This window comes from Raineyella fluvialis, assembly GCF_009646095.1.
Taxonomy (GTDB): domain Bacteria; phylum Actinomycetota; class Actinomycetes; order Propionibacteriales; family Propionibacteriaceae; genus Raineyella; species Raineyella fluvialis.
In genome coordinates this window covers 2176207-2201157 of sequence record NZ_CP045725.1, presented here as the reverse complement: position 1 = coordinate 2201157, position 24951 = coordinate 2176207, and the positions used below count along the sequence as shown (strand labels likewise).

Below are 24951 nucleotides of genomic sequence, written 5' to 3'. Positions count from 1 at the left end.
TCACGAGAACAGGGGGGCGGCCTCGCGGGCCCGGGCGACCCGGTCCCGGGTCCAGGCCAGTGCATCGGCCAGCATCCGCTCGCGCCCGGCCCGGCTGCCCGCGCCCCGGGTGTTGACCTCGAGGCACAGGTCACCGATGTAGCCGTGGGAGATGACGTGCTGCAGCACCTCGGCGACCTCCTGGTTGCCGGTCCCCGGGGGCAGGTGCTCGTCGCGGAACGACCCGAGGCCGTCGGTCAGGTGCATGTGCTGCAAGCGGTCCCCCCAGGCCCGTACGTAGTCCATCGACCGCATCTGTGCCGTCGCGGCATGGGAGAGGTCGAGGGTGAGGTGCTGGAACGGTTCGTGGGTCGGGTCCCAGGTGGGCCGGTACGCCTTGTACTCCCCTGCCGGCGTCCGCCACGGGTACATGTTCTCCACGCAGAACCGCACTCCGGTCTGCTGGCTGACCTCCGCGATGCCGGCCACGAAGCCGGTCGCGTAGTCACCCTGCCAGCGGAACGGCGGGTGGACGACCACCACGTCGCAGCCCAGGGCCAAGGCCATGTCCGCGGAGCGGCGCAGCTTGTCCCAGTGGCCGGTGCCGCGCCAGACCATCTGGGTGACGACCAGCGTCGGCGCGTGGATGGAGGTCACCGGGACGCCGTAGTAGTCGCGCAACTTCTCGATCGCCTCGACGTCGGCGCCGACGGGGTCGATGCCGATCATCACCTCGACGCCGTCGAACCCGAGACGGGCCGCGGTCTCGAACCCGCTGGCCGTGGACTCGGGGAACATCGAGGAGGTGGACAGGGTCACCAGGCTCGACGTCCTCAGTGCGTCGGACTCCCGTTCGTCGACCTGCGCGCTCTCCTGCGTACTGTCCGTCACGCTTCCAGCGTAGCGAGGCCCTCGGGAGGCGGACCTCAGCGCCTACGCTGGGCCCATGTCTGCCGCAGAGTCCGTTCGGTCCCGAGTGCCCGCACCATCGGGAACGGCCGGCCCCGGGCTGGCCGAGGGCGAGGTCGCCGACGGCTTCCCCAGGGTCTGGGTCGAGTTCGCCGATCCCGCCGACGACGACCAGGTCTTCCGCTGCGACCTGACCTGGCTCACGTCACGGTGGCACTGCCTGTTCGGGGCCGGCTGCCCGGGGATCTACGCGGGACGACCCGACGACGGCTGCTGCACGCTGGGCGCCCACTTCAGCGAGCCCGACGACGAGCGGCGCGTGGCCGACTGGGTGGCGCGACTCGGCGATGACCTGTGGCAGAACGCGAGGGCGGGCGGGACCGACGCGGACGGTACGGCCTGGTCGGCCCGGCGGGACTGGGTGGTGGACGTCCTCGAGGAGCCGGAGGATGCGGAGGATGATGCGGCAGAAGCGGAGGAGGGCCGGGCGCGGACCGAGCGGGCCACGCGACTGGTCGACGGCGCCTGCATCTTCCTCAACCGGCCCGGCTTCGCCGGGGGCCAGGGCTGTGCGCTGCACCATCTCGCGGCCCGCGAGGGGGTGCCCTTCACCCTCACCAAGCCCGATGTCTGCTGGCAGTTGCCGATCCGGCGGCTGTTCCGGGAGGTCGAGCGCGGTGACGGGTCGACGTACACGGAGGTGAGCATCGGGGAGTACGTACGGTCCGGCTGGGGTGCCGGCGGCCACGACCTGGCCTGGTACTGCACCTCGACCGCGGCGGCGCACACGGCCGCCGAGCCGGTCTACCGCTCGCTGGCCACCGAGCTGACCGCCCTGATGGGCGAGGCCGGGTACGAGGCCCTGGCCGACCACTGCGCGGCGCTGGCGTCGGCGGGACCGGACGGTGTCGGGCTGCCGCTGGCCGTTCATCCGGCGACGCGGGCGGCACAGGACCTCTTATCACACAGGTCTTGATCCACGTCCGCACCCCCGGGAAAATGCGGGGGCCCGGGTGGCGCACAATGAGGCCATGCATGTTGACCACCTCTCGTACGCCGCCGGGCCTGAGGGACTCCTGGCATCGGCCCAGTTCCTCAGCGACGCGCTCGGGGTGGACTCCCGCGACGGAGGCTTCCACCCGCGGTTCGGCACCCGCAACCGCCTCATTCCTCTTGCCGATGATCGCTACATCGAGATCGTCGAGGTCCTCGACCATCCCGCGGCCGACAAGGCGCCCTTCGGGCAGGTCGTCAGGGCCCGATCCGAGGCCGGCGGCGGCTGGATGTCCTGGGCCGTCTCCACCGAAGACCTCACCGCCTTCGAGACCAAGCTCGGCCGGGAGGCCGCTGTGGGCACCCGCCGGTTCCCCGACGGGCGCCAGCTCGAGTGGCGTCAGCTGGGCATCAAGGGTCTCCAGGCGGACCCGCAGCTCCCCTTCTTCATCCGCTGGATCAGCGCCGACGAGCTGCTTCCGGCCGCACTGTCCGACGAGGGCCGTACGGTGTCCTGGCAGTCGCTCGAGCTGTCCGGCGATCCGGCCCGGCTGAGCGACTGGCTCGGGGGCGACCCGGCCACCCTCCTGGACGGATTCCGCCTGGAGTGGAGCAGCCGCCACGGCCAACCCGGCATCATGTCCGCGACGTTCCAGACTCCTCAGGGGTCGGTGACGATCTGATCGTGGGGTCCTCGGCCCGGTGGCCCCAGGGCCGTCCGCCGTCCCGTGGGGCGCGACGGTCCCCTGGGACGGCGCCCTTTTCGGCGTACGATCAGGCACTCACCAGCCGTACCGAGGAGACCCCATGTCGCTGACGCTGCGCCCCCACATCGCGGGCATGCCGCCCTACCGGGCCGGCCGCTCACCGAAGCCGGGGCCGGACGGTCGGGCCTGGAAGGTCTCCAGCAACGAGAACCCGTACGGTCCCCTGCCGGGTGTCCTCGAGGCGGTCGCCCGTTCGCTGGAGGAGATGAACCGCTACCCGGACGCCGGCAACACCGAGATGACCTCGGCGCTCGCCACCCGGCACGGGCTGGACGAGGAGCGCCTGGCCTTCGGCACCGGCTCCGTCGAGGTGCTCGCCCATCTGCTCGAGGCCACCTGTGGCCCGGGCGACGAGGTCGTCTACGCGTGGCGCAGCTTCGAGGCCTACCCGCTGGCGGTCCAGGTGCTGGGGGCCCGTTCCGTGCAGGTCCCGCTGACGGCGACCGGGGAACATGATCTCGACGCGATGCGCGCCGCCATCACCCCGCGGACCCGGGCGGTGATGGTCTGCACCCCGAACAACCCGACCGGCCCGGCGATCCCGCACGACGACCTGGTGACCTTCCTGGAGTCCGTCCCCGACGACATCCTGGTCATCGTCGACGAGGCCTACGTCGAGTACGTCAACGACCCCTGCGCCACCCGCGGTCTGGAACTGCTGGACGTCCACCCGGGCGTGGTGTCCCTGCGGACGTTCTCCAAGGCGTACGGCCTGGCCGCCCTGCGGGTCGGCTGGATGGCCGCGGCGGACACGGAGATCGCCCGGGCGGTCCGCTCCGTCACCATGCCGTTCGCCATTTCCAGCCCCGCCCAGGTCGCCGTGCTCGCCTCCCTCGAGGCGGAACCGGAGCTGATCGGGCGCGTGCGGGTGACGATCCACGAACGCGATCGGATCGCCGAGGAGCTGCGCCGGCTGGGCCATCGGATTCCCGCCACCCAGGGCAACTTCGTCTGGTTCCCGGCCGGCGAGCTCACCCACGTCTGGTTCGACGCCTTCCGCGAGGCGGGCCTGATGACCCGCGCCTTCGCGGGCGAGGGCCTGCGCGTCTCGATCGCCGAGCCGGACGCGAACGACCGCATCCTCGAGGTGGCGGGCACGCTGCTGCGCTGACGCACGAGGCGGTGGAACGGTCGGGTGTCGGTGGGCTGGCCTAGGCTGCAGCCATGCCTCGCACGAAGACTCCGACCCGTGACGCCTACGTCTGCTCCGAGTGCGGGTGGACCACCGCCAAGTGGGTGGGCCGGTGCGGGGAGTGCCAGCAGTGGGGCACGGTCGTGGAGCAGGGTGCCCGGAGCGGTTCACTGCAACGGCCGATCCAGCCGATCGTCCCGGGACACCAGGCCGTCCCGATCTCGGAGGTCCGCGGCGAGGCCGCGCATCGTACGGTGACCGGGGTCGGCGAGCTCGACCGGGTCCTCGGCGGCGGGCTCGTGCCAGGGGCTGTCGTGCTGCTCGCCGGCGAGCCGGGGGTGGGCAAGTCCACCCTGCTGCTGGAGGTGGCGGCCGCCTGGGCACAGCGGGGCCGCCGGACCCTCTACGTCACCGGTGAGGAATCCACCGCCCAGGTCAGGATGCGCGCGGAGCGGACCGGCGGCCTGTCCGACGAACTCTTCCTGGCCGCGGAGAACGATCTGGCCACCGTGCTCGGGCACGTCGAGCACGTCGGGCCCAGCCTGCTGGTCGTCGATTCCGTTCAGACCATGCAGACCGACGCCGCCGACGGAGCGGCCGGTGGTGTCACCCAGGTCCGTGAGGTGACCTCGGCCCTCGTCCGAGTGGCCAAGCTGCGCCACCTCGCGGTGATCATCGTCGGCCACGTCACCAAGGACGGCTCCATCGCCGGGCCGCGGACGTTGGAACACCTCGTCGACGTCGTACTGAGCTTCGAGGGCGACCGGCACTCCGGTTTCCGGATGGTCCGCGCCACCAAGAACCGGTTCGGCGCCGCGGACGAGGTGGGCTGCTTCGAGATGCGGGAGAACGGGATCGTCGAGGTGCCCGACCCGTCGGGCTTGTTCACCTCCACGTCCGGCGGGGAGCAGTCCGTGCCGGGCACCTGCATCACCGTCACCGTCGAGGGGCGCCGGCCGCTGCTCGCCGAGATCCAGTCGCTGGTGGCGCAGTCACCCCTGCAGATCCCGCGACGGACGAACCACGGCGTCGACTCCTCCAGGGTGGCGATGCTGACGGCGGTGCTGGAGCGCCGCGCCGCCCAACCGCTCGGCAGCAAGGACGTCTACGTCTCCACGGTCGGGGGCGCCCGGGTCGTCGACCCCGCCGCCGACCTGGCGATCGCCATGGCCATCGCGTCGGCCACCCGCGACATCGCATTGCCGCCCGCCATGATGGCGGTGGGTGAGATCGGCCTGGCCGGCGAGTTGCGACGCGTCCCGGGGGCCTCCCGACGCGTCGCCGAGGCCATCAGGCTGGGTTTCCGGACGGTCCTGGTGCCCGCCGGTTCGGAGGACGAACTCGGCCATCTACCGGGCACCGTCCGCGTGCTCGGGGTCGGCTCGGTACGTGCGGGCCTCGAGCTCTTCGGCCTCGTGGGCGGGCGGTGACCCGGACCCCTTAGAATGACCTCGAGGGATCGGCACGCAACGATCGAGAGGGACCGGTGACCGCGGAGGACCAGGACGCGCGTACGCGGAGATTCCGGGCACTGACGGCCCCCGGCACCGCCCTGAGGAACGGACTTGATCGGATAGTCAAGGGCCGCACCGGCGGTCTGGTGGTCCTGGGTCTCAACCGCGAGGTCGAGGGGCTGATGACCGGCGGCTTCCACCTCGATGCCCCCCTCACCCCCCAGAACCTGCGTGAGCTGGCGAAGATGGACGGCGCGATCGTGCTCAGCGCCGACCTGTCCCGGATCGTCGCCGCCGGCGTGCAGCTGATGCCCGACCCCGGCTACGACACGATCGAGACCGGCACGCGGCACCGGACCGCCGACCGGGTCTCGCGCCAGACCGGTCTGCCGACCGTCTCGGTGTCGGCGTCCATGCAGATGATCAGTCTCTTCGTCGACGGCGAGCGGATCACCATCCCAGAGCCCGGAGCGATCCTCGGGCGCGCAGACCAAGGGCTGCGGACGCTGGAGCGCTACACGAACCGGCTGGCCGAGGTCACCAATCACCTGTCCGCGCTGGAGATCCGCGACCAGGTCAGCGTCCGCGACGTGGCCGTCGTGCTGCAGCGGCTCGAAATGGTCCACCGGATCCAGGACGAGCTGCGCGACTACGTCATCGAGCTCGGCGCGGAGGGCCGGCTGGTCGACCTGCAGATCCGGGAACTGGAGTCGGGTCTCGACAACATCGCCGAGCTGCTCGTCGAGGACTACCGCGATGAGGCCAACGGGGTGGCCTTCGACCTGAGCGACCTGGCCGGGCTGAGCACCAGCGACCTGGTCGACCTGACGATGATCGAGCGCGCCGTCGGTTTCGGCACCACCGACCTGGAGTCGCAGCTCTATCCGCGGGGCTATCGGCAGCTGTCCCGGATCAGTTCCCTGCCGCGGACGGTGGCGGCCCGGCTGCTCGACCACTTCGGGTCGCTCCAGGAGATCTTCGCCGCCTCACTCGGTGACCTGCAGGCGGTCGACGGTGTCGGCCTGCGGCGGGCCCGGGCGATCCGCGATGCGCTGGCCTGGATGGCCGAGTCGGAGTTCGACGAGCTGGCCTGACCGTGTCGTCGGCTCGGCCGGTCAGTGCAGGCCGAGCACCTTCCTGGCGGTGCCCGCATCCTTGTACTCGGCCGTCGCCACGTAGGTCCCGGCGCTGATGGCCTTCGAGCCGAGCTTGCAGCCCGGGTAGGACCGCTTACCCGGCCAGTCCACCGACACCGAGATGGACTCTCCCGGCTTGACCACCGATGCGTCCTTGGATGGTAACCAGGCGTCGCAGTCCGCGGTCGACCAGATCCGGTCGCTGCCCGAGGAGATCCGCACCTCGAAGACCGACGTGTCGACGCCGATGGTGCAGGCGCTGGACGACCCGTTCGTCAGGTCGGTGGTGAAGCTGGTCTGCTGGTCGATACCGGCCCCGCTGCCGCCGCTGATCGCCACTCGGATGTCAGACGGTGCGCACGCGACCGGAGCCGCCGGCGTCGGGGTCGGGGTCGGGGTCGGGGTGCCCGCCGCTGCGGCAGGTGCGGCGGATGGCGGAGGCGTCGGGGTCGGCGTGGGGGTGGGCGTCGGGGTGGTGAGGACGAGCGGCGTGGGGCTGCTGGCCCCGACGGCGGTGCCGGCGGGACGGGCCGGCCGCGCGAAGGCGACAATCACGAGCACCACGACCAGCACCACCACCCCGATGGTGGCGCGACGCAACCAGTAGACCTGAGGATCCTCGGGCCCGACCGGGTGCAGCATTCCGCTCATGGGCCCACCCTACGGAAGCCGGTCGCCGCGGCCCCGGAGGCGCGCCCTCACCTACGCTAGATGGGTGTCCCGCTCTCCCCTGCCTCCGGCCGACCCGGCGGTCGTCGTCACGCGGGTCCTCGCCTGGTACGCCGAGAACGCCCGTGACCTTCCCTGGCGGCGTCCGGACTGTTCACCGTGGGGCGTGATGGTGAGCGAGTTCATGCTGCAGCAGACACCGGTCGCCCGGGTCCTCGACCCCTGGCGGGCATGGATGGGCCGTTGGCCACAGCCAGCGGCGCTGGCCGCGGAACCCTCCGGTGAGGCGATCCGGATGTGGGGCCGGCTCGGCTATCCCCGCCGGGCGCTGCGCCTGCACGCCGCCGCGCGGGCGATCGTCGAGAGCCATGCCGGGGCGGTGCCGCACACCGAGACCGCCCTCCGGGCGCTGCCGGGCGTCGGAGAGTACACGGCGGCCGCGGTGGCCGCCTTCGCGTACGGACAGCGCACCGTCGTCGTCGACACGAACGTCCGCCGGCTGCTCGCCCGCCTCGTCGACGGAACGCCGCAGGCTCCGCCACATCCGCGGGCCGCGGAGCGGTCCTTGGCGGCCGCCCACGTCCCCGAGGATCCACAGCGGGCGGCCGATTGGGCCGTCGCCTCGATGGAACTGGGGGCGCTGGTCTGCACGGCACGCTCCCCCCGGTGCGAGGCCTGCCCGCTGGCCGACCTGTGCGGCTGGCGCCACGCCGGCCACCCGGAGGGAACGTACGTGTCCCGGACCCAGACGTACGAGGGGACGGATCGGCAATGCCGCGGCGCGCTGCTCGCGCTGCTCCGCGACGTCCCGGGCCCCGTCGCGACCGACCAGCTCCAGCGGGAGTGGCCCGATCATCGAGCCAGGGACCCCGACCAGTTCGCCCGTGCCCTGGCCGGGCTGGCCCGGGACGGGCTGATCGCCCCTGTCGGTGGCGGTCACTGGACGTTGCCCACGGCCTGAGGGGCCAACGGGCCGATCCGGACGCGGTCTCAGGGCACCAGCAGGCCCAGCAGCTCGGGCACGTCGCCGGCGACCACCAGCGCGGCGGCGCGCTCCTCCTCGGTGCCGTAGCCCCAGCCGACGAGGACCGTCTCGACACCGGAGCGCGCGGCGCCCTCGACGTCGTGGATCTTGTCCCCGACCATGATCGGCGCGGACACGTCGGCACCGCCCGCGGCAAGCCGACGCAGGGCGTCCGCCACGACCGCCGCCTTGTCCCCGTTGCGGTCGCCCTCACCGGCACCACAGATGACCGCGAACCGGTCCGCCAGCCCGTGGTGGAGCAGCAACTCGTGGGCGGTGGTCTCCTTCTTCGAGGTGGCCACCGCGAGCGGGAGTCCGGCCGCAGCCAGACCGTCCAGCAGCGGCACCGTCTGCGGGAACGGCGTGGCGGCCAGCATCGAGCGACCGTAGAGGGCCCGGTAGTGGGCGACGCTCTCATCCGCCGGCACCTCGGGCAGCAGCGCGGACAGCGTCTCGCGGACCGGCGGGCCGACATAGCGCCGCAGCGACTTCGGCTCGGCCGGGTGCCCGAAGTCGGCCAGGGCCTGGGCGAGGGCCCGGGTGATGCTGTCGGCCGAGTCGAGCATCGTGCCGTCCAGGTCGAGCAGGACGGCGGTCGGGCGGGGGTCGAGACGACGGTCGGAGGTGACGAGGAACATATCCGTCACCCTAGCGGCCCCCTCGTACGCGACTGGGCCCCGGCGCAGGTCACTACCTGCGCCGGGGCCCGGCTCTCGCGATCAGGAACAGCCGTCAGCTGGCGGGCTGGCCACCCTCGGCCTGCTCGCCCTCGGGCGCCGGTCCCTCGAGCTCGACCGGCGGGGTGTCGGGAACGTCGGACTGCGGCACGCCGCGGAAGACGAACGGATCCTCCGACCCCTCAGGGGCGACGTCGACCAGGACCACCTCGCCCGGCTTGAGGTCGCCGAACAGGATCTTCTCGGCCATCGAGTCCTCCACGTCGCGCTGGAGGGCGCGGCGTAGCGGACGAGCACCCAACACCGGGTCGAAGCCCCGCTTGGCCACCAGGTCCTTCGCGGCGGGCGTGAGCTCGATGCCCATGTGCTTGTCGCGCAGACGATCCTCGATCTGGCCCACCATCAGGTCGACGATCGACTTGATGTTGTCCAGGTTGAGCTGGTGGAAGACGATGACCTCGTCGATACGGTTGAGGAACTCCGGGCGGAAGTGCTGCTTGAGCTCCTCCGAGACCTTCGCCTTCATCTTCTCGTACGACGTCTCGTCGCTACCGCCGGCGGAGAAGCCGAGGCTGACCGACTTGTTGATGTCGCGCGAACCGAGGTTCGTCGTCATCACGATGATCGTGTTCTTGAAGTCCACGACCCGACCCTGCGCATCGGTGAGACGCCCCTCGTCGAGGATCTGCAGCAGCGAGTTGAAGATGTCGGGGTGGGCCTTCTCGATCTCGTCGAACAGCACCACGGAGAACGGCTTGCGGCGGACCTTCTCGGTCAGCTGACCGCCCTCTTCGTAGCCCACGTAGCCGGGCGGGGAACCGAAGAGCCGCGAGGCGGTGTGCTTCTCGGAGTACTCGGACATGTCGAGCTGGATGAGGGCATCCTCGTCACCGAAGAGGAACTCGGTCAGCGCCTTCGTCAGCTCGGTCTTGCCGACGCCCGAGGGGCCGGCGAAGATGAACGATCCGGACGGGCGCCGCGGGTCCTTGAGGCCGGCGCGAGTACGCCGGATGGACCGGGACAGGGCCCGCACCGCATCGGTCTGGCCGATGTAGCGCTTGCCGATCTCAGCCTCCATGTTGAGCAGGCGGCTGGACTCCTCCTCGGTGAGCCGGAACACCGGGATGCCCGTCGCGCTGGACAGCACCTCGGCGACCGCCTCCTCGTCGACCTGGGGCGTGACGGTCGCGTCCCCGACCTTCCAGTCCTCCTCCTTCTTGGCACGCTGGGCCAGCAGCTTCTTCTCGTCGTCCCGCAGGGAGGCGGCGCGCTCGAAGTCCTGCTGGTCGATCGCCGACTCCTTCTCGACCCGGACCTTGGCGATCTTCTCGTCGAACTCGCGCAGGTCCGGCGGGGCGGTCATCCGCTTGATCCGGAGCCGGGCACCGGCCTCGTCGATCAGGTCGATCGCCTTGTCGGGAAGGAACCGGTCGGACACGTACCGGTCGGACATCGTCGCGGCCGCGACCAGCGCGTCATCGGTGATGGTGATCCGGTGGTGCGCCTCGTACTTGTCCCGCAGGCCCTTGAGGATGTCGATCGTCTCGGCGATCGACGGCTCCGGCACCTGGATCGGCTGGAAGCGCCGCTCGAGGGCGGCGTCCTTCTCGATGTACTTGCGGTACTCGTCGAGGGTGGTCGCGCCGATCGTCTGCAGCTCCCCGCGGGCGAGCATCGGCTTGAGGATGCTCGCGGCATCGATGGCACCCTCGGCGGCACCCGCCCCGACCAGGGTGTGGATCTCGTCGATGAACAGCACGATGTCGCCGCGGGTCTTGATCTCCTTGAGCACCTTCTTCAGCCGCTCCTCGAAGTCACCGCGATAGCGGGAACCGGCGACCAGGGACCCCAGGTCGAGGGTGTAGATCTGCTTGTCGCGCAGCGTTTCCGGGACGTCACCACGGACGACGGCCTGGGCCAGTCCCTCGACCACGGCGGTCTTGCCGACACCGGGCTCACCGATCAGCACCGGGTTGTTCTTCGTCCGGCGGGAGAGCACGGTCATCACGCGCTCCATCTCGGTGTCGCGCCCGATGACGGGGTCGAGCTTGCCCTCGCGGGCCAGCTGGGTGAGGTTGCGTCCGAACTTGTCCAGCTCGGCAGAGGACGCGGGCGTGGCCGCACCCACGCCGGCGGCCTGCGGTTCGCCGGCCTCAGCACTGCCCACCTCACGGCCCTGGTAGCCGGACAGCAGCTGGAGCACGGTGGAGCGGACCCGGTTGAGGTCGGCACCCAGCTTGACCAGCACCTGGGCGGCGACGCCCTCACCCTCACGGATCAGGCCCAGGAGGATGTGCTCCGTGCCGATGTAGGAGTGGTTCAGCTGGAGGGCCTCGCGCAGCGAGAGCTCCAGGACCTTCTTGGCCCGCGGGGTGAAGGGAATGTGACCCTTCGGCGCCTGCTGCCCCTCACCGATGATCTCGACGACCTTCTCGCGCACCGCCTCCAGCGAGATGCCGAGCTGCTCCAGTGCCTTGGCGGCGACGCCCTCACCCTCGTGGATCAGGCCCAGCAGCAAGTGTTCGGTGCCGATGTAGTTGTGGTTCAGGGCGCGGGCTTCGTCTTGGGCGAGCACGACGACTCGTCGTGCTCGATCGGTGAAGCGCTCGAACATAGAATCTCCTCCGTCCGCGACCGGCCCGATGGCCGGACCGCCGTGCTCCGGCCCAAGGGCCAGAGTGCGTCAAGTCTAGTAACTCCTTACCCACCCACAATGTTCCCGAAGCGGCTCGTGTTCGCCTGCAGCGCAATCTACGCCCAAGGACCTCATGTCGGGCCGAGTACGGTCTCGCCCGCCCCACCGCGGGGGGAGCGGTGAGGCGGGCGAGTCGGGACAATCAGTGCGGCGTTCGGCCGCCGGGACCGTCAGGAATGGGCTTCCTCATACTGGGCCCGAACATTGGCCGGAACGCGTCCGCGAGCCGAAACCTCGATTCCCTGGTCCTTGGCCCATTCCCGGATCTCGGTGGCCGAGGGGCCGTCGGATTCCTTCGCCGAGGCGGGTGCACCGGCCCGCTTCGTCACACGCCGACCGCTGATCCGGCGGGCGTGGGAAATCCATGGAGCCACCGACTCCTGGAGTTCCGCGTAGTGTTCCGCATTGAGGTCGATCTCGTAGGACACTCCTTCGAACGTGAACGACACCTCATGTTCGGCAGGGGACGAGTCGAGGTCGTCCTCGAGGACGACGTGGGTTCGACGGGCCATCGTGTGCCTTTCTCTGGCGCCCGGGGGACGGGCATTCGTCTGGGGGGAGATCGTCGGCGGCCCGCGAAGTGGGCAAGCGCCCACTCACCGTTCCGCCTCCGTTCACCCACGATAATACTTCCGACAATGCGGATTGCAGAATAGGAGTGTATTCGGGATTGAGATCCGGTCGCGCCGGACACATTTTTGCGAGCTGTGAGGTGACCATGGATTGGCTGAACGAATGGAGGGTAGCCGCGACCGGACCGTCGGGATTCTGGTGGCATGAGGTTCCCGCGGACCATTTCCGGACGTCCGCCGGTCGGGCATCCGACCCCGCCGCCGCGACGGAATTGGCGTCCGCCCTGCTCGCGATGCTCGATACCGCCGTCGGCGTCCCACCCCTCGTCGGCATGGTCGACCTCGGCGCCGCCGACGGCTCCCTGCTGCGGGCCGTGGCGGCCCTGCGCCCGGACTGGTCCCTCCTCGGGGTGGACCTGCGGCAGGCTCCCGCCGACCTCCCGTCGCGGTGCGCGTGGCGCCGGGCCGCGTGGGACGTCCGGTCGTCGAGGTGGTGGCGGCCCGACTCCCCCACCGCCGGCACCCCCTGGGCCGACCTGGCCCTGGAAGGACCACTGCTGGTCCTCGCGCACGAATGGCTCGACGAACTGCCCTGCCGGGTCGTGCGTCGTACGCCCGGCGGCTGGCGGGTGCTGGGGCCGCAGGGACCGACCGGCGCTGACCCCACACCCGCAGAGGCCGACTGGCTCGACCGGTGGGCCGGCGACGCCCGGGTCGCCGAGGTCGGCCTGACCCGCGAGGATGCCTGGGCCGCGGTCGCCGCCGGACTGACTTCCGGCGGGGTCCTGGTCGCCGTCGACTACGGCCATCTCCGCGACGACCGCCCCCTCGACGGGGGCCTGCTGGGGTACCGGGAGGGGCACCGGGTGCCGCCGGCGGCCGACGGCAGGACCAACCTCAGCGCCCCGCTGGCCATCGACGCGCTGGCCGCCGCCCTCGAATCACGGCCGGGGGTGAGGCGACTGGTCCTCGACCGCCAGGCCGCCGTCCTCGCGCGCCGGCCAACCGAAGCCGATGGCAACGGGCTGGCCGGCCTCGTCGCCGCCAACCGCCGCCGCCTCCTTGCCGATCCCGACCGGTGGGGGCGTACTGGTGGCTGGTCCACGCCGTCGCCGCAGGCCCGGCCGCGGAGGCGAGGTCCTAGGCTGTGGGCCATGCCCTCGCCCACCCCGTCGTCCCCCACCCCGTCGTCGGCGGGCCCCGCGTCGCTGCGTGTCCTGGTCGGCGGTGCTGCGCTGGGCGCGCTGCCCGGTGGACGGGTCGCGGACGGGACGCTGTTGCTCGACCTCGGCCCGGACCACCCGAGCCGGGCCGGACTACTGGAACTGGAGTTGTGGACCGACCCGACCGGTGAGGTGGTCGAACGGGCCGATGTCCACGTGGGCGCCATGCACCGCGGCGTCGAGAAGCTCTTCGAGGTCCGCGACTACCGCCAGATCCTCATGCTCGCCGACCGGCACGACTGGCAGGCCCCCTTCGCCGGGGAACTGACCGTCGCGCTGGCCTGCGAGCACCTGCTGGGGATGACCGTCCCGCCCCGGGCGGTGTGGCTGCGTACGCTGCTGGCCGAGCACACCCGGATCGCCTCGCACCTCGGCTTCCTGGGATACCTCACCTATCGCACCGACCCCACCGACCGGCGGGTGGCCCGGCTGCGCGAGGAGCTGCGCGAGCAGGTCCGGGCCCTGACCGGCAACCGGGTGCACCCGATGGTCACCCGCATCGGCGGGCTCGCGGCCGACGCCGACGACCGCTGGCTCGACGCCGAACTGGACCTGGTGGCGCGAGCGCGGTCACTGGCGCGCGACGTGGGCTCGTTGGTGGACGCGGAGTTCGCTCGCGCGGCGGGACTCGCCCCGCTCACCGTCGAGGTGTCGCGCGGCTACGGCGTCACCGGACCGGCGTGCCGGGCCGGGGGCGAGGACGTCGACCTGCGCCGCCAGGCGCCCTACCTGGGTTATGGCGAGTTGGCGGTGCCGGCCGCACCCGCCGGTGGGGCCGGCGACGCCCGTTCCCGTTTCCTGCTGCTGGCCGACGAGGTGGCCACCGCGGCCGCTCTGGTCGAGGCCTGCGCCGAGCGGCTGCGTACGCTCGAGGGGCCGATCGCCCAGGCGTTGCCGAAGATCATCAAGGTGCCCGACGACGAGGGCTACCTGGCCACGGAGGCGCCGCTGGGCCAGACCGGGGCCCACCTGGTCTCCCGAGGGGACAAGACGCCGTGGCGGCTGCACCTGCGGACACCGTCGTTCGCCACGGTGTCCGCGCTGCCCGCCGTGTTGCCCGGGGTGCAGGTCGCCGACCTCGAGCTGGCGTTGGCGTCCTTGGGCTACGTGGTCGGTGACATCGACCGTTGATCCGTCCCCTGACCACCGAGGAATCGAGGAGATCATGACCTGGCAGCGCCCGGTCCCCACCATCGGTGACCCCACCTCCGCGCGTGAACGCGCCGGCGACCCGGCCGCCTGGGCCTTGCCGCAGGATGCCGCCGGCCTGTACGCCGTGATCGATGCCCGGCGCGACATCCGTCGCTTCCGTCCCGACCCCATCCCGGACGAGGTGCTCACCCGCATCCTCACCGCCGCCCACCACGCGCCCTCGGTGGGGCACTCCCAACCCTGGCGGTTCATCCTCGTCACCGAGGACGCGACCCGGGAACGTGCCGAGGTGATGGCCGACCGCTGCCGGCTGCGGCAGGCCGCCGGGATGGATCCGGAATCTGCCCGGCGGCTGCTGGACCTGCAGCTGGACGGCCTGCGGGAGGCGCCGGTAGGGATCGTGGTGGCCTGCGACCGGCGGACACCGCCCGGAGGGGTGCTGGGACGGGCGACCTTCCCCGACGCCGACCTGTGGTCCTGCGCCACGGCGATCGAGAACCTGTGGCTCGCCGCCCGGGCCGAGGGGCTGGGGCTGGGCTGGGTGACGCTCTTCGAGCCGGACGAGTTGGCGACGATGCTGCACCTGCCGGCAGGCGTGGAGACGCTCGGCTGGTTGTGCGTCGGCTGGCCGGACGAGCGGCCACCGGAGCCCGGCCTGCAACGGGCCGGATGGTCGCGGCGAGCCCCGCTGGAGTCGGTGGTCCTCCACGAACGCTGGCCCGAGGAGGACCTCGCCTCCCCGACAGACCATCGGCACGCCGCCCCGCGCGGACTCGCCGTGCCGAGGATCCACGCTCCGAGCCAGCGACACGTCGTCGCGGCCCGCGACGAGGCCGACGAGCTGCTGACCCCGCCCCAGTCCCTGGGCGTCCTCGACCGGGTCGCCGACCGCGTCAGCGCTCTCGGCCCCGGATCCACCGCCCCCGGCACGCTGGTGCTCGTCGGAGCCGACCATCCCGTCCACGTCCACCACATCAGCGCGTACGAACAGCGGGTGACCGGCGACATCATGGCTGCTGCGGTCATCGGCGAGGCGATGGGCGCTGTCGCCGCGCGGACGGCCGGGCTGGTGCCCGTCGTGGTCGACGCCGGCGTCCTCGTCCCGGTCGAGGGGGCGATCGCCGTACGCCCGGCGGGACGACGTGGCGACCTGGTCACCGACGACGCCCTCGAGCCCGCCGACGTGGCCCTGCTCGTCGACGCGGGACGCGCGCTCGGTGCGGCAGGGAGCGGCACCGTCGCGCTCGGTGAGGTCGGCGTCGGCAACACCACGGTGGCCTCGGCGCTGGCCGCCGGACTGCTGGGCCTCGGCCCGGATGAGGTGGTCGGCCTGGGGGCGGGGTCGGACGCGGCGATGGTCGACCGCAAACGGGCCGTGGTGGCCGGCGCCCTGGCACGCACCGGGGTGACGCCGCGGACCGACCCGCTGGTCGCTCTGGGCTGCCTGGGGGGACCGGAGTTCGCCGTACTGACGGGCGTGGTGCTGGGGGCCGCGCAGGCCGGCCGCGCGGTCATCCTCGACGGCCTGGCGGCCACCCTGCCCGGCCTGGTCGCCGTCCGGCTGGAACCGGCGGTGAGCCAGTACCTGGTGGCGGGCCAGCGGAGCCGGGAACAGGCCCACGCGGCCGTCCTCGCCGAGCTCGGTCTGGAGCCCCTCCTCGACCTGCGGATCCGCTCCGGCGAAGGCGTCGGCGCCTGCCTGGCCGCAGGGCTGCTCGCCTCCGTGGGCACCATCCGGGCCCGCACCGGACGGACCGCGGCGCGCCCCTGAGACGCCAGAAGCCCCGCACCACCACGGTGCGGGGCTTCCGGGCGAATCCGGTGCAGCGACTGGCCGGATCAGGCGTGCTTGCGCTGCTCCTCCTCGGGGGCAGGGTACGCGAGGGCCTTGAGGTCGACCACGGTCGGGTGGTCGCCGTCGGACCAGAGTTCCTCGGCCGTCGGCAGGGCCCCCCACAGGGGAGCGGCCTCCAGCGGGGTACGACGGGGCATCGCGAAGACCTCGGCCTCGTCACCGGCGAGCTTGCGCAGTTCCTGCTGGGCCTTGATCAGGTCGTTGCGCATGGTGATCAACTCGACATCGCGCTCGGCGATGCCCTGGACGAGGTCGGTCTTGACCTTGCGAAGGGTGGCCATCTCCGCACGCAGGGTGCGGATCTCGGTGGTCAGGTCGTCGACCCGGGTGGCGATCGCGTTGTTGCGAGCCTCCAGCGAGTTGACGACGTTGATGTTGGACCGGCGCTCACGGGAGAGCTCGAGGCCTTGGGCACGGGCCGCCTCGAGATCCTTGCGGGCGGCGGCGCGGCGGTCGAGGGTGGCCTCACGCCATGCGAGGACCACACCGGCGACCGCGGTGGCGATGGCCAGTGCCACGCCTCCACGGACCACCCAGATCTCACCGATGGCCAGGGCAGCCGCGACGACGACGCCACCGGCGAGGACGCCGACGGTCACCTTGCGTGCGGGGGAAGAAACGGCACGATGGCCGGAAGCTGCACTACTCACGGGCACGAGATTAGTCGAGCGGATCAACGCAGGGCCCGCTGACACGCGTCGTCGCTCAGCGTTATCACACCGAGACGACGCGACCCCGGATCGGCGGCCTCAGCGCGATCCGCCGGTACGGTCGCCCGGCCGCTCGCCGTCCTTGTCCTCGGGGACCCGGCAGGCCATCTCCAGCGCGTAGCCGGCGGCAGAGAGGGCGGCGCTCGCCACCGCCGCCAATCCCGAGTTCAGCACCCGGGCCATCCCGGCGGCGATGTCCAGCCGGGGCAGGAACGAGGCCCCGAAGGCCAGGTAGCCGCCGAACAGGCCGGCCCCGAGCAGCGCGCAGGACTTGCCCAGCACCAACGAGTAGAGACCGCGCTCGGGGTTGACCGGCTGGCGGCGGACATGGACCGTACGCCACATCCGCCGCGCCAGCACCGCGACCGCCACCGCCGCGACGGCCAGCAGCGCGGCCGTGGTCCACGGCACGTGCATGGGCGTACGGCCCATCCTCTCCACGACGGGACCGAGCAGCCACCCGACCAGCCCGCCGAGGAGCACGGCGACCAGCAACAATCGCGGCGGTGTGGGGAGAATGCTCGGCTCGACCCCCTCCTCAGGGGATTCGTCGGGCTGTTCGGCGGGCGGCAGCTCTCGGGTCATGCGGCGATGCACTCCTCCACCCGGCGGATGCCGCCGGTGTCCAGGCCGGCGAGCAGTGCCACGATCGGGCCGCGCCCGGGGATACTCGCCCCCGGGTCGATGTCGGCCCACGGGGCCAGCACGAACGCGCGCTCGTGGGCGCGCGGGTGCGGGACGGTGAGCTGTGGCTCGTCGATGATGCTGTCGCCATACACGATGATGTCGACGTCGAGCGTACGCGGTCCCCAGCGGACGTCGCGGGTGCGTTCGGCACCCTCCTCGATCGCACCGATCCGGGCCAGCATCGCCTCGGCGGACTGGGTCGTCTCGGCGATGACGACGGCGTTCAGGAAGTCCGGGTTGCCGGCCGGGCCACCGACGGCCGCAGTCTCGTACACCGGGGAGACGGCGACGACCTCGAGCTCGGGGGTCGCCCGGAGCAGGTTGACGGCCCGCTCGAGGTATTCCATCCGGTCGCCCAGGTTGGAGCCGATGGAGAACACGACCGTACGCAGCGGGCGCAGGGACAGCGTGTCGGCGTTGATGCCGAAGGGAGTGGGGGACATGTCCGTACCTCTCGTCATAGGGGGCTCCTCGGAGAGTCGTGCACCAGACCGTACGGCCGGGTGGACGGGCTCCTCGGAGGGGCCGGCTCATCGTCGGGCCGGAGGCTCGGGGCGAGCCTGCGAGACGGTCCCGGGATCAGCGGGTCCGGGTGATCGTCACGCTGGTGTCGCCGAAGGGCACCGGGATCGGCGCCTGCGGCTTGTGAACGGTCACCTCCACCGCGAGGACGGGCTGGTGCGCCAGGCACGTCCGCGCGATGCGCTCGGCGAGCGCCTCGATCAGGTCGAGCGGCTCGCCGGCGATCTCGTCACAGACCTGCCGGGCCACCACGCCGTAGTCGACGGTGGCGGTGAGATCATCGGCCAGTCCTGCTGCCGACAGATCCAGGCCCAACGTTACATCGACGACGAAGGGCTGCCCGTCGCGCTTCTCCTCGGGGTACACGCCGTGGTGCCCGATCGCCCGGATCCCGGTGACGGCGATGCGGTCCAGGCCGTCCGGAAACACCGCCATCAGTGGTCCCCCTCCAGGAAGGTGCCGACCACCCGGTCGGTGACCTCGTCGCGGGGACCCTCACCGCGCAGGGCCTGGACCACGGCGATGGCGTCGCGCTGGGCGCGGACCTCGTGCGTCCGCACGGCCCAGATGCCGCGCTCGGCCATCCAGCCGGTCACGGCGGCGGTGGCGAAGTCCCGGTCCTTCGGAGTGTGCGCGAGGCGGGTCTCGGCCAGCACCTCGCCGAGGAAGCGCTTGCGGGACACGCCGATCAGCACCGGATACCCGAGCCCACTGAGCACCCCGACCTGACGGAGGAGTTCCCAATCCTGCTCGCGGGTCTTGGCGAAGCCGATGCCCGGGTCGACGATGATGTCGTCGGCGGCGATGCCCGCGGCCAGGGCCAGTTCCACCCGCTCGGCGATCTCGTCGCGGACCTGCCCGACGACGTCGGTGTAGCCGGTGTGCCGATCCATCTCGGTCGAATGGCCGCGCCAGTGCATGACGACGTAGGCACAGCCGGACTCGGCGACCGCGGCGTACATCTGCGGGTCGGCCAGGCCTCCGGAGACGTCGTTGATGATGGTGGCACCGGCCGCAGCGGTCGCGCGGGCGACGGAGGCACGCATGGTGTCGACCGAGACGATCGCGCCGCGGGCGGCGAGCTCCTCGACGACAGGCACGACCCGGCGCAGCTCCTCGGCCTCGGGCGTCCGCTCGATCCCCGGTCGGGTCGACTCCCCGCCGACGTCGAGCATGTCGGCGCCCTCGGCGAGCAATGCCAGCCCGTGCCGGACCGCACTGGCGGTGTCGGAGTGATCACCGCCGTCGGAGAACGAGTCGGGGGTGACGTTGACGATCCCCATCACCTGGGTGCGGGTCGCGCGCGGAATCCTGGACATCGCCCGCCTCCTCAGCGGCCCATGATGAGGCCCATGGCCTCGGCCCGAGTGGCGGGGTTGCGCAGGATGCCACGGACAGCCGAGGTGACCGTACGGGCACCGGGCTTGTGCACGCCCCGCATCGTCATGCACAGGTGCTCGCAGTCGATCACCACGATGACCCCCGCGGATGCAGGTGCGTCACCAGCGCCTCGGCAACCTGGGTGGTGAGCCGTTCCTGCACCTGGGGCCGCCGGGAGTAGACGTCGACGAGGCGGGCCAGTTTGGAGAGCCCGGTCACCTGGCCGTCGGATCCGGGGATGTAACCGACATGGGCGACGCCGGTGAACGGCACCAGGTGGTGCTCGCACATCGACCACACCTCGATGTCCTTGACCAGGACCAACTCTCCGTGGTTGATGTCGAACGTCGTCGACAGGACATCGGCCCCCGACTGGCGCATGCCGGCGAACACCTCGCCGTACATCCGGGCGACGCGCTCGGGAGTGTCCTGGAGGCCCTCGCGGTCCGGATCCTCACCGATGCCGAGGAGGATCTCCCGGACCGCGCCGACGATGCGCTGATGGTCGAACTCGCGGTGGGCACCCCCCCAGTCCTCGGGGTTCGAGGCCGGGTCGCGGTCAGTCACGCGACCCGTCCCGGCTGTCCTCCGGCGAGGCGGACCCGTCCGGCTTGCCTCCCCACGGTGCCGGCTCGGCACCGGGGGCCGGCGGCTGCCACGGACCGGTCGGCGACTGTGGAGCCGGCGGCTGCGGGGCCGGCCAGCTCGGGTCGACCGGCGCCGGGGCGATCGGCGGCTGCGGGGAGCCGAAGTCGTACGGGTCGGTGACGGGCACTCCCTGGCCCGCCGGCAGCCCGAGGCCGGGCACCGGCGCCGGCACGAGGGGCTTCTGCGGCGGGGTGATCGGTGGGATTGCCGACGGACGGCGGGAGTCGGACCCGGTCCAGGCCCCCCGCTCCGGGTGGCGCCGCAGCGGCTCGAAGATCCGCTCGACCTCGTCGCGGCCCAGGGTCTCCTTCTCGAAGAGCTGGCGGACCAGCTCGTCGAGCACGTCACGGTTCTCCTCGAGGCAGTCGAAGGCCTCCTGGTGGGCCGCACTGACGAGCTGGGCGACCTCCTCGTCGACGATGCCGGCGACATGCTCCGAGTAGTCGCGCTGGGAGCCGAAGTCACGGCCCAGGAACGGCTCACTGTCACCCGTGCCGAGCTTGACGGCGCCGATGCGCTCGGACATGCCGTACTCGGTGACCATCGCCCGGGCCGTCTTGGTGGCCTTGTCGATGTCGTTCGACGCGCCGGTCGAGGGGTCGTGGAAGACGAGTTCCTCGGCGGCCCGCCCGCCCAGCATGTACGCCAGCTGGTCGAGCAGCTGGCCGCGGGTCTGGGAGTACTTGTCGGCGTCCGGCATCACCATCGTGTAACCGAGAGCCCGGCCGCGCGGCAGGATCGTCACCTTCTGCACCGGGTCGGTGCCCGGCATCGCCGCGGCGACCAGCGCGTGGCCACCCTCGTGGTAGGCGGTGACGAGCCGCTCGTGCTCGTTCATCAGGCGGGTGCGCTTCTGCGGGCCGGCGATGACGCGGTCGATGGCCTCGTCCAGGGCGGCGTTGGTGATCATCGGCGCGTTGTTGCGGGCGGTGAGCAGGGCTGCCTCGTTGAGCACGTTGGCCAGGTCGGCGCCGGTGAAGCCGGGCGTCCGCTGCGCGACCCTGGCCAGGTTGACGTCGGGGCCGATCGGCTTGCCGGCGGCGTGCACCTCGAGGATCTTCTCGCGCCCCTTCATGTCGGGCGCCTCGACCGGGATCTGCCGGTCGAAGCGGCCGGGCCGCAGCAGCGCCGGGTCGAGGACGTCGGGCCGGTTGGTGGCCGCGATGAGGATGACCTCGCCGTGCACGTCGAAGCCGTCCATCTCGACCAGCAGCTGGTTGAGCGTCTGCTCCCGCTCGTCGTGCCCACCGCCCATGCCGGCTCCGCGATGGCGGCCGACGGCGTCGATCTCGTCGATGAAGATGATGGCCGGGCGGTTCTCCTTGGCCTGCTCGAACAGGTCACGCACCCGGGAGGCGCCGACGCCGACGAACATCTCGACGAAGTCCGAGCCCGAAATGGAGAAGAACGGCACTCCGGCCTCCCCCGCGACGGCCCGCGCCAGCAGGGTCTTACCGGTGCCGGGAGGGCCGTAGAGCAGCACGCCCTTGGGGATCTTGGCCCCGACCCGCTGGAACTTGGCCGGCTCGGCGAGGAACTCCTTGATCTCCTGCAGCTCCTCGATCGCCTCCTCGCAGCCGGCGACGTCGGCGAAGGTGGTCTTCGGTGTGTCCTTGTTGGCGACCTTTGCCCGGGACTTGCCGAACTTCATCACCTGCGACCCGCCGCCCTGCATGGCGTTGAGCATGAAGAAGAAGAACCCGCCGAGCAGCAGGAACGGGATCAGCGTGCTGAGCAGGCCGGACCAGAAGCTCGGCTTCGGGCTGGCCGCGGTCCACTGCGACAGGCTGCCCTGGGTGACGCGCTCGTTCAGCCGCGCGATGATCAGGTCGTCCTGGTTGCCGGCCCAGTAGGTGCTGTACTTCGTCTGCTTCGCGTCGGCCATGGTGACCAGCATGCGTTGCTCGGCGGGCTGCATCTCGACCTTGTCGACCTTGTCGTTCCCGTCGAGGATCTGGACGACCTTGGACGTGGGCACCTGCTGGTACCCGGTCGACTGCCCGGCGAACTGGCCCATCAGCACCAGCGCGATGAGCACGATGACGACCCAGATCAGTGGACCTCGGAAGATTCGCTGCACAGTTGTTTCCTGCCTCAGGCTTGGACGAGCATGTTGACTCTACCCTGCACGCCCAACATCCCACAGGTTCCGTGTTCCGGCGCCCGCCGACACCGTGGCGGACGCGGCGCGCGACTCGATCAGTTGTAGACGCGCGGGTCGAGGATCGCCAGCCCGTCGTAGTTGCGATACTTGCCGTCGAAGTCGAGGCCGTAGCCGACGACGAACTCCCCCGGGATGTCGAAGCCGACGTACTTGCAGTCGATGTCGGTCTGCATCGCGTCGGGCTTGCGGAACATCGCCGCGACCTCGAGGCTGGCGGGGCCGCGGGAGGTCAGGTTGGAGAGCAGCCAGTTCAGCGTGAGGCCGGTGTCGATGATGTCCTCGACGACCAGCACGTGGCGGTCATGGATGTCGGCGGAGAGATCCTTGAGGAACCGTACGACGCCGGACGACTTGGTCCCCGAGCCGTACGACGACACGGCCATCCAGTCCATCTCGCAGTGGCTCTGCATGGCCCGGCACAGGTCGGCCATCACCATCACCGCACCGTTCAGTACCCCGACCAGCAGGACATCCTTGTCGGCGTAGTCCCGATCGATATCGCGCGCCAACTCCCCCACCCGTTCCCGGATCTGGTCGGGCGTGTAGAGAACAGTGGTCAGGTCACCTGCGATCGCGTCAGCATCCACGTGTCCCAGCTTCACACATCCGCCGCCGGCCCGTCACCGGGGGCCGCCGACTCGGCGGACAGGTTCCCGGCGCGGCGGACGACGTGGACCCCGGGGACGTCGACGCCCTTCTGTCCGTGCCAGTGGGTGACGAGCCGGCAGACGGCGCCGACGTGCACCGCGCCGGGCTCCACCGCACCGGCCCGGACCAGCCAGCGCCGGACGACGCGGCTGCGCAGCGCCTCGGGCAGGAAGGCGAGCTCGGCACAGTCGAGCTCCCCCGCCCCCACCACGACGTCCTCCTCGGCCGCCTCGGCCAGGGCGTCGAGGAAGTCGGCGTCCACCCGGGCCAGGGCCGCCGTCCGCGCCAGGGCGGCCGCGACACTGCCGTCGCCGCCGAAAGCGTCCTCGAGCACCGGCAGCACGCGATGACGGATCCGCACCCGGGCGAACCGCTCGTCGGCGTTGAAGGGGTCCTCCCACCAGGCCAGGTCGTTCTCCCGGCAGCACTCGCGCAGCGTCGCCCGGGTCAGGTCGAGCAGCGGCCGGACGTACGGCCCCCGGCGAGGTGCGATCCCGGCCAGTGAACGGGCCCCGGACCCCCGGACCAGGCCCAGCAGGACGGTTTCGGCCTGGTCGTCCCGCGTGTGGCCGAGCAGCACCTCCCCCGCCCCGGAGGCGACGAGAGCCTCGCAGAAGGCGGCGTAGCGGGCGTTGCGCGCGGCCGCCTCCAGTCCGTCGGTGCGGACCTGGTCGGCCTCGACGACGACTCCCCGGAGCTGCACGGAGCCGGCCGGGTAACCCATCCCGGTCAGCCGGTCCCGGACGGCCCTCGCCACCGTCCCCGACCCCTCCTGCAGGGCGTGGTCGACGACGACGGCCCCGAGACGGTCGAGCGCCCCGGCGCGGCGGCAGGCCTCGTACGCCCCGACCGCGAGCGCCAAGGAGTCCGAGCCGCCTGAACAGGCGACGAGCCATCCCCCGCGGGGTCTCGGGCCGGATCACGCCAGGCGGCCTCGAGAGCCCGGACGACGGCGAGGGTCGCCGGGCCGAGGGCGCGCCGGGCCATCAGGGCGTCACCCGCCGTACCCACCGATCGGGGTCGCGGAGCTCGCCGAGGGTCGGCAGCTGGTCGGGCCCGTCGAAGACCCGGTTGAACCCCTCGACCCCGGCCAGTCGCTGCACCGAGCGGCAGAACACCGCACCCTCCCGGTACTGCGCAAGCTTCTTCTCCATGCCGAGCAGTCTGCCGAGGATCCGGGCCAGGCCGGGGCGCCCCTCCCGGCGCTTGTCGAAGCGGTCACGGATGGTGCGCAGGGTCGGGATCACCTGCGGCCCGACCTCGTCCATGACGACGTCGGCATGCCCCTCGACCACGCTCATCAGGGCGGTGATCGCGTCGGTCGCGGCATCGGCGGCCCGGTGGTCCCCGGTCAGGGCGGTCCGGACGAGCTGGGCCAGGTGGCCGGCCAGCCAGGGCGCCTGGCCGTACTGCACGCGGTGTGTCTCCTCGTGCAGGCACACCCACAACCGGAAGTCGGGGCCCTCCAGACCGAGCCGCTGGCCGATGCCGTGGATGTTGGGGGCGACGAGCAACAGCCGGCCCCGCTCGCCCGCCGGGGCGGAGAGTCCATGGAAGACGTCGAACTGCCCGAGCACCCGTGGCGACAGGGCGGCGAGGACGGCACCCGCCATCGCGCCCGTCGACACCGCACGGACCCGCTCGACGGAAACGGACGGCGGCGCGATCGCATGGCGGGGGGCGGGGTCGGCCGGGTCGGTGAAGACCTCGGCGAAGCTCCCCAGGTTGGCGCGGACCCAGGAGGGCCGGTCGACGACGTAGGTACGCCGTTGCCCGGGCGGATCCATCCGGGTGATGTCACGGACATAGGTCTGCGCGCGCACCGAGGCCTCGCGCAGGTCAGCGACGACCGCCGACGCCTCCGCCGGGGCGGGAGCGGATCCCGGTGGCGTGAGGCGGCCGGCGGTCGCGGCGGCGGTGGCCCAGTCGACCCGCGGGAGGGAACTCATGCGCCG

The 24951-nt window shown here is 71.7% G+C and carries 22 protein-coding genes and 1 pseudogene; 8 read left to right on the top strand and 15 right to left on the bottom strand.

The annotated features are described in order from the left end of the window. Positions 1–870, bottom strand: a complete 870-nt coding sequence (locus Rai3103_RS09940; RefSeq protein WP_228488834.1) for a sugar phosphate isomerase/epimerase family protein — start codon at positions 868–870, stop codon at positions 1–3. Between the two features lie 55 nt (positions 871–925). On the opposite strand from Rai3103_RS09940, the gene Rai3103_RS09935 reads away from it, so the two are divergent. The 5 genes from Rai3103_RS09935 (at position 926) to disA (ending at position 6328) form a co-directional block, all read left to right on the top strand. Then, positions 926–1864 (top strand): DUF3109 family protein, encoded by a 939-nt coding sequence (locus Rai3103_RS09935; RefSeq protein ID WP_153572475.1) that lies wholly within the window; start codon positions 926–928, stop codon positions 1862–1864. A 55-nt stretch (positions 1865–1919) separates the two neighbouring features. After that, positions 1920–2564 carry a VOC family protein gene (locus Rai3103_RS09930; protein ID WP_153572474.1) on the top strand — a complete coding sequence of 215 codons (645 nt, stop codon included), beginning with the start codon at positions 1920–1922 and terminating at the stop codon, positions 2562–2564. A 124-nt stretch (positions 2565–2688) separates the two neighbouring features. Beyond that, positions 2689–3759, top strand: coding sequence for a histidinol-phosphate transaminase (locus Rai3103_RS09925; protein WP_153572473.1), 1071 nt, complete (start codon positions 2689–2691; stop codon positions 3757–3759). 53 nt (positions 3760–3812) lie between these two features. Next, positions 3813–5210, top strand: a complete 1398-nt coding sequence (radA, locus tag Rai3103_RS09920; protein ID WP_153572472.1) for a DNA repair protein RadA — start codon at positions 3813–3815, stop codon at positions 5208–5210. A 56-nt stretch (positions 5211–5266) separates the two neighbouring features. Beyond that, positions 5267–6328, top strand: coding sequence for a DNA integrity scanning diadenylate cyclase DisA (disA, locus tag Rai3103_RS09915; protein WP_153572471.1), 1062 nt, complete (start codon positions 5267–5269; stop codon positions 6326–6328). 21 nt (positions 6329–6349) lie between these two features. Here disA and Rai3103_RS09910 read toward each other — a convergent pair whose 3' ends face one another. Then, complete coding sequence (locus tag Rai3103_RS09910; RefSeq protein WP_153572470.1) at positions 6350–7021, bottom strand: hypothetical protein; 672 nt, start codon at positions 7019–7021, stop codon at positions 6350–6352. Between the two features lie 64 nt (positions 7022–7085). Here Rai3103_RS09910 and Rai3103_RS09905 point away from each other — a divergent pair, with 64 nt between their 5' ends. After that, complete coding sequence (locus tag Rai3103_RS09905; RefSeq protein ID WP_228488833.1) at positions 7086–8000, top strand: HhH-GPD family protein; 915 nt, start codon at positions 7086–7088, stop codon at positions 7998–8000. Between the two features lie 29 nt (positions 8001–8029). Here the strand turns inward: Rai3103_RS09905 and Rai3103_RS09900 are convergent, their stop codons facing one another. The 3 genes from Rai3103_RS09900 to Rai3103_RS09890 all read right to left on the bottom strand — a co-directional run bounded on the left by Rai3103_RS09900 (position 8030) and on the right by Rai3103_RS09890 (position 11947). Further along, positions 8030–8701 carry an HAD hydrolase-like protein gene (locus Rai3103_RS09900; protein ID WP_153572468.1) on the bottom strand — a complete coding sequence of 224 codons (672 nt, stop codon included), beginning with the start codon at positions 8699–8701 and terminating at the stop codon, positions 8030–8032. Between the two features lie 94 nt (positions 8702–8795). Then, entirely contained in the window at positions 8796–11354 is a 2559-nt protein-coding gene (locus tag Rai3103_RS09895; protein ID WP_153572467.1) for an ATP-dependent Clp protease ATP-binding subunit, read from the bottom strand. Positions 11355–11605: 251 nt separating this feature from the next. After that, positions 11606–11947, bottom strand: a complete 342-nt coding sequence (locus Rai3103_RS09890) for a histone-like nucleoid-structuring protein Lsr2 (RefSeq protein ID WP_153572466.1) — start codon at positions 11945–11947, stop codon at positions 11606–11608. 206 nt (positions 11948–12153) lie between these two features. Between Rai3103_RS09890 and Rai3103_RS09885 the strand changes: the two genes are divergently transcribed. Together Rai3103_RS09885 and bluB are read left to right on the top strand one after the other, a co-directional pair. Next, entirely contained in the window at positions 12154–14361 is a 2208-nt protein-coding gene (locus Rai3103_RS09885; RefSeq protein ID WP_153572465.1) for an SAM-dependent methyltransferase, read from the top strand. A 34-nt stretch (positions 14362–14395) separates the two neighbouring features. Beyond that, positions 14396–16153 (top strand): 5,6-dimethylbenzimidazole synthase, encoded by a 1758-nt coding sequence (bluB, locus tag Rai3103_RS09880; protein WP_153572464.1) that lies wholly within the window; start codon positions 14396–14398, stop codon positions 16151–16153. Between the two features lie 68 nt (positions 16154–16221). Here the strand turns inward: bluB and Rai3103_RS09875 are convergent, their stop codons facing one another. The 10 genes and pseudogenes from Rai3103_RS09875 to Rai3103_RS09830 all read right to left on the bottom strand — a co-directional run bounded on the left by Rai3103_RS09875 (position 16222) and on the right by Rai3103_RS09830 (position 24945). Then, positions 16222–16836 carry a hypothetical protein gene (locus Rai3103_RS09875; protein ID WP_153572463.1) on the bottom strand — a complete coding sequence of 205 codons (615 nt, stop codon included), beginning with the start codon at positions 16834–16836 and terminating at the stop codon, positions 16222–16224. Positions 16837–16986: 150 nt separating this feature from the next. Beyond that, a complete protein-coding gene (locus Rai3103_RS09870; RefSeq protein WP_153572462.1) occupies positions 16987–17532 on the bottom strand; it encodes a DUF3180 domain-containing protein in 546 nt (181 codons plus the stop codon). Beyond that, the gene (folK, locus tag Rai3103_RS09865; RefSeq protein ID WP_153572461.1) at positions 17529–18077 is read right to left on the bottom strand and encodes a 2-amino-4-hydroxy-6-hydroxymethyldihydropteridine diphosphokinase; all 549 of its coding nucleotides are present in this window, start codon (positions 18075–18077) and stop codon (positions 17529–17531) included. The genes Rai3103_RS09870 and folK overlap by 4 nt, the downstream gene beginning before the upstream one ends. Positions 18078–18213: 136 nt before the next feature. Then, on the bottom strand, positions 18214–18591 hold the full coding sequence (folB, locus tag Rai3103_RS09860) for a dihydroneopterin aldolase (RefSeq protein WP_228488832.1): 378 nt from the start codon (positions 18589–18591) through the stop codon (positions 18214–18216). Beyond that, complete coding sequence (gene folP / locus Rai3103_RS09855) at positions 18591–19475, bottom strand: dihydropteroate synthase (RefSeq protein ID WP_228488831.1); 885 nt, start codon at positions 19473–19475, stop codon at positions 18591–18593. The genes folB and folP overlap by 1 nt, the downstream gene beginning before the upstream one ends. A gap of 11 nt (positions 19476–19486) precedes the next feature. Continuing rightward, positions 19487–20031: pseudogene (gene folE, locus Rai3103_RS09850) on the bottom strand (GTP cyclohydrolase I FolE). A 64-nt stretch (positions 20032–20095) separates the two neighbouring features. Next, positions 20096–22264 carry an ATP-dependent zinc metalloprotease FtsH gene (gene ftsH / locus Rai3103_RS09845; protein ID WP_194793083.1) on the bottom strand — a complete coding sequence of 723 codons (2169 nt, stop codon included), beginning with the start codon at positions 22262–22264 and terminating at the stop codon, positions 20096–20098. Positions 22265–22383: 119 nt separating this feature from the next. Next, the gene (gene hpt / locus Rai3103_RS09840) at positions 22384–22935 is read right to left on the bottom strand and encodes a hypoxanthine phosphoribosyltransferase (protein ID WP_153572460.1); all 552 of its coding nucleotides are present in this window, start codon (positions 22933–22935) and stop codon (positions 22384–22386) included. An 11-nt stretch (positions 22936–22946) separates the two neighbouring features. Continuing rightward, entirely contained in the window at positions 22947–23858 is a 912-nt protein-coding gene (gene tilS / locus Rai3103_RS09835) for a tRNA lysidine(34) synthetase TilS (RefSeq protein ID WP_153572459.1), read from the bottom strand. A 124-nt stretch (positions 23859–23982) separates the two neighbouring features. Then, on the bottom strand, positions 23983–24945 hold the full coding sequence (locus Rai3103_RS09830; RefSeq protein WP_153572458.1) for a zinc-dependent metalloprotease: 963 nt from the start codon (positions 24943–24945) through the stop codon (positions 23983–23985). Positions 24946–24951: the final 6 nt, after the last annotated feature.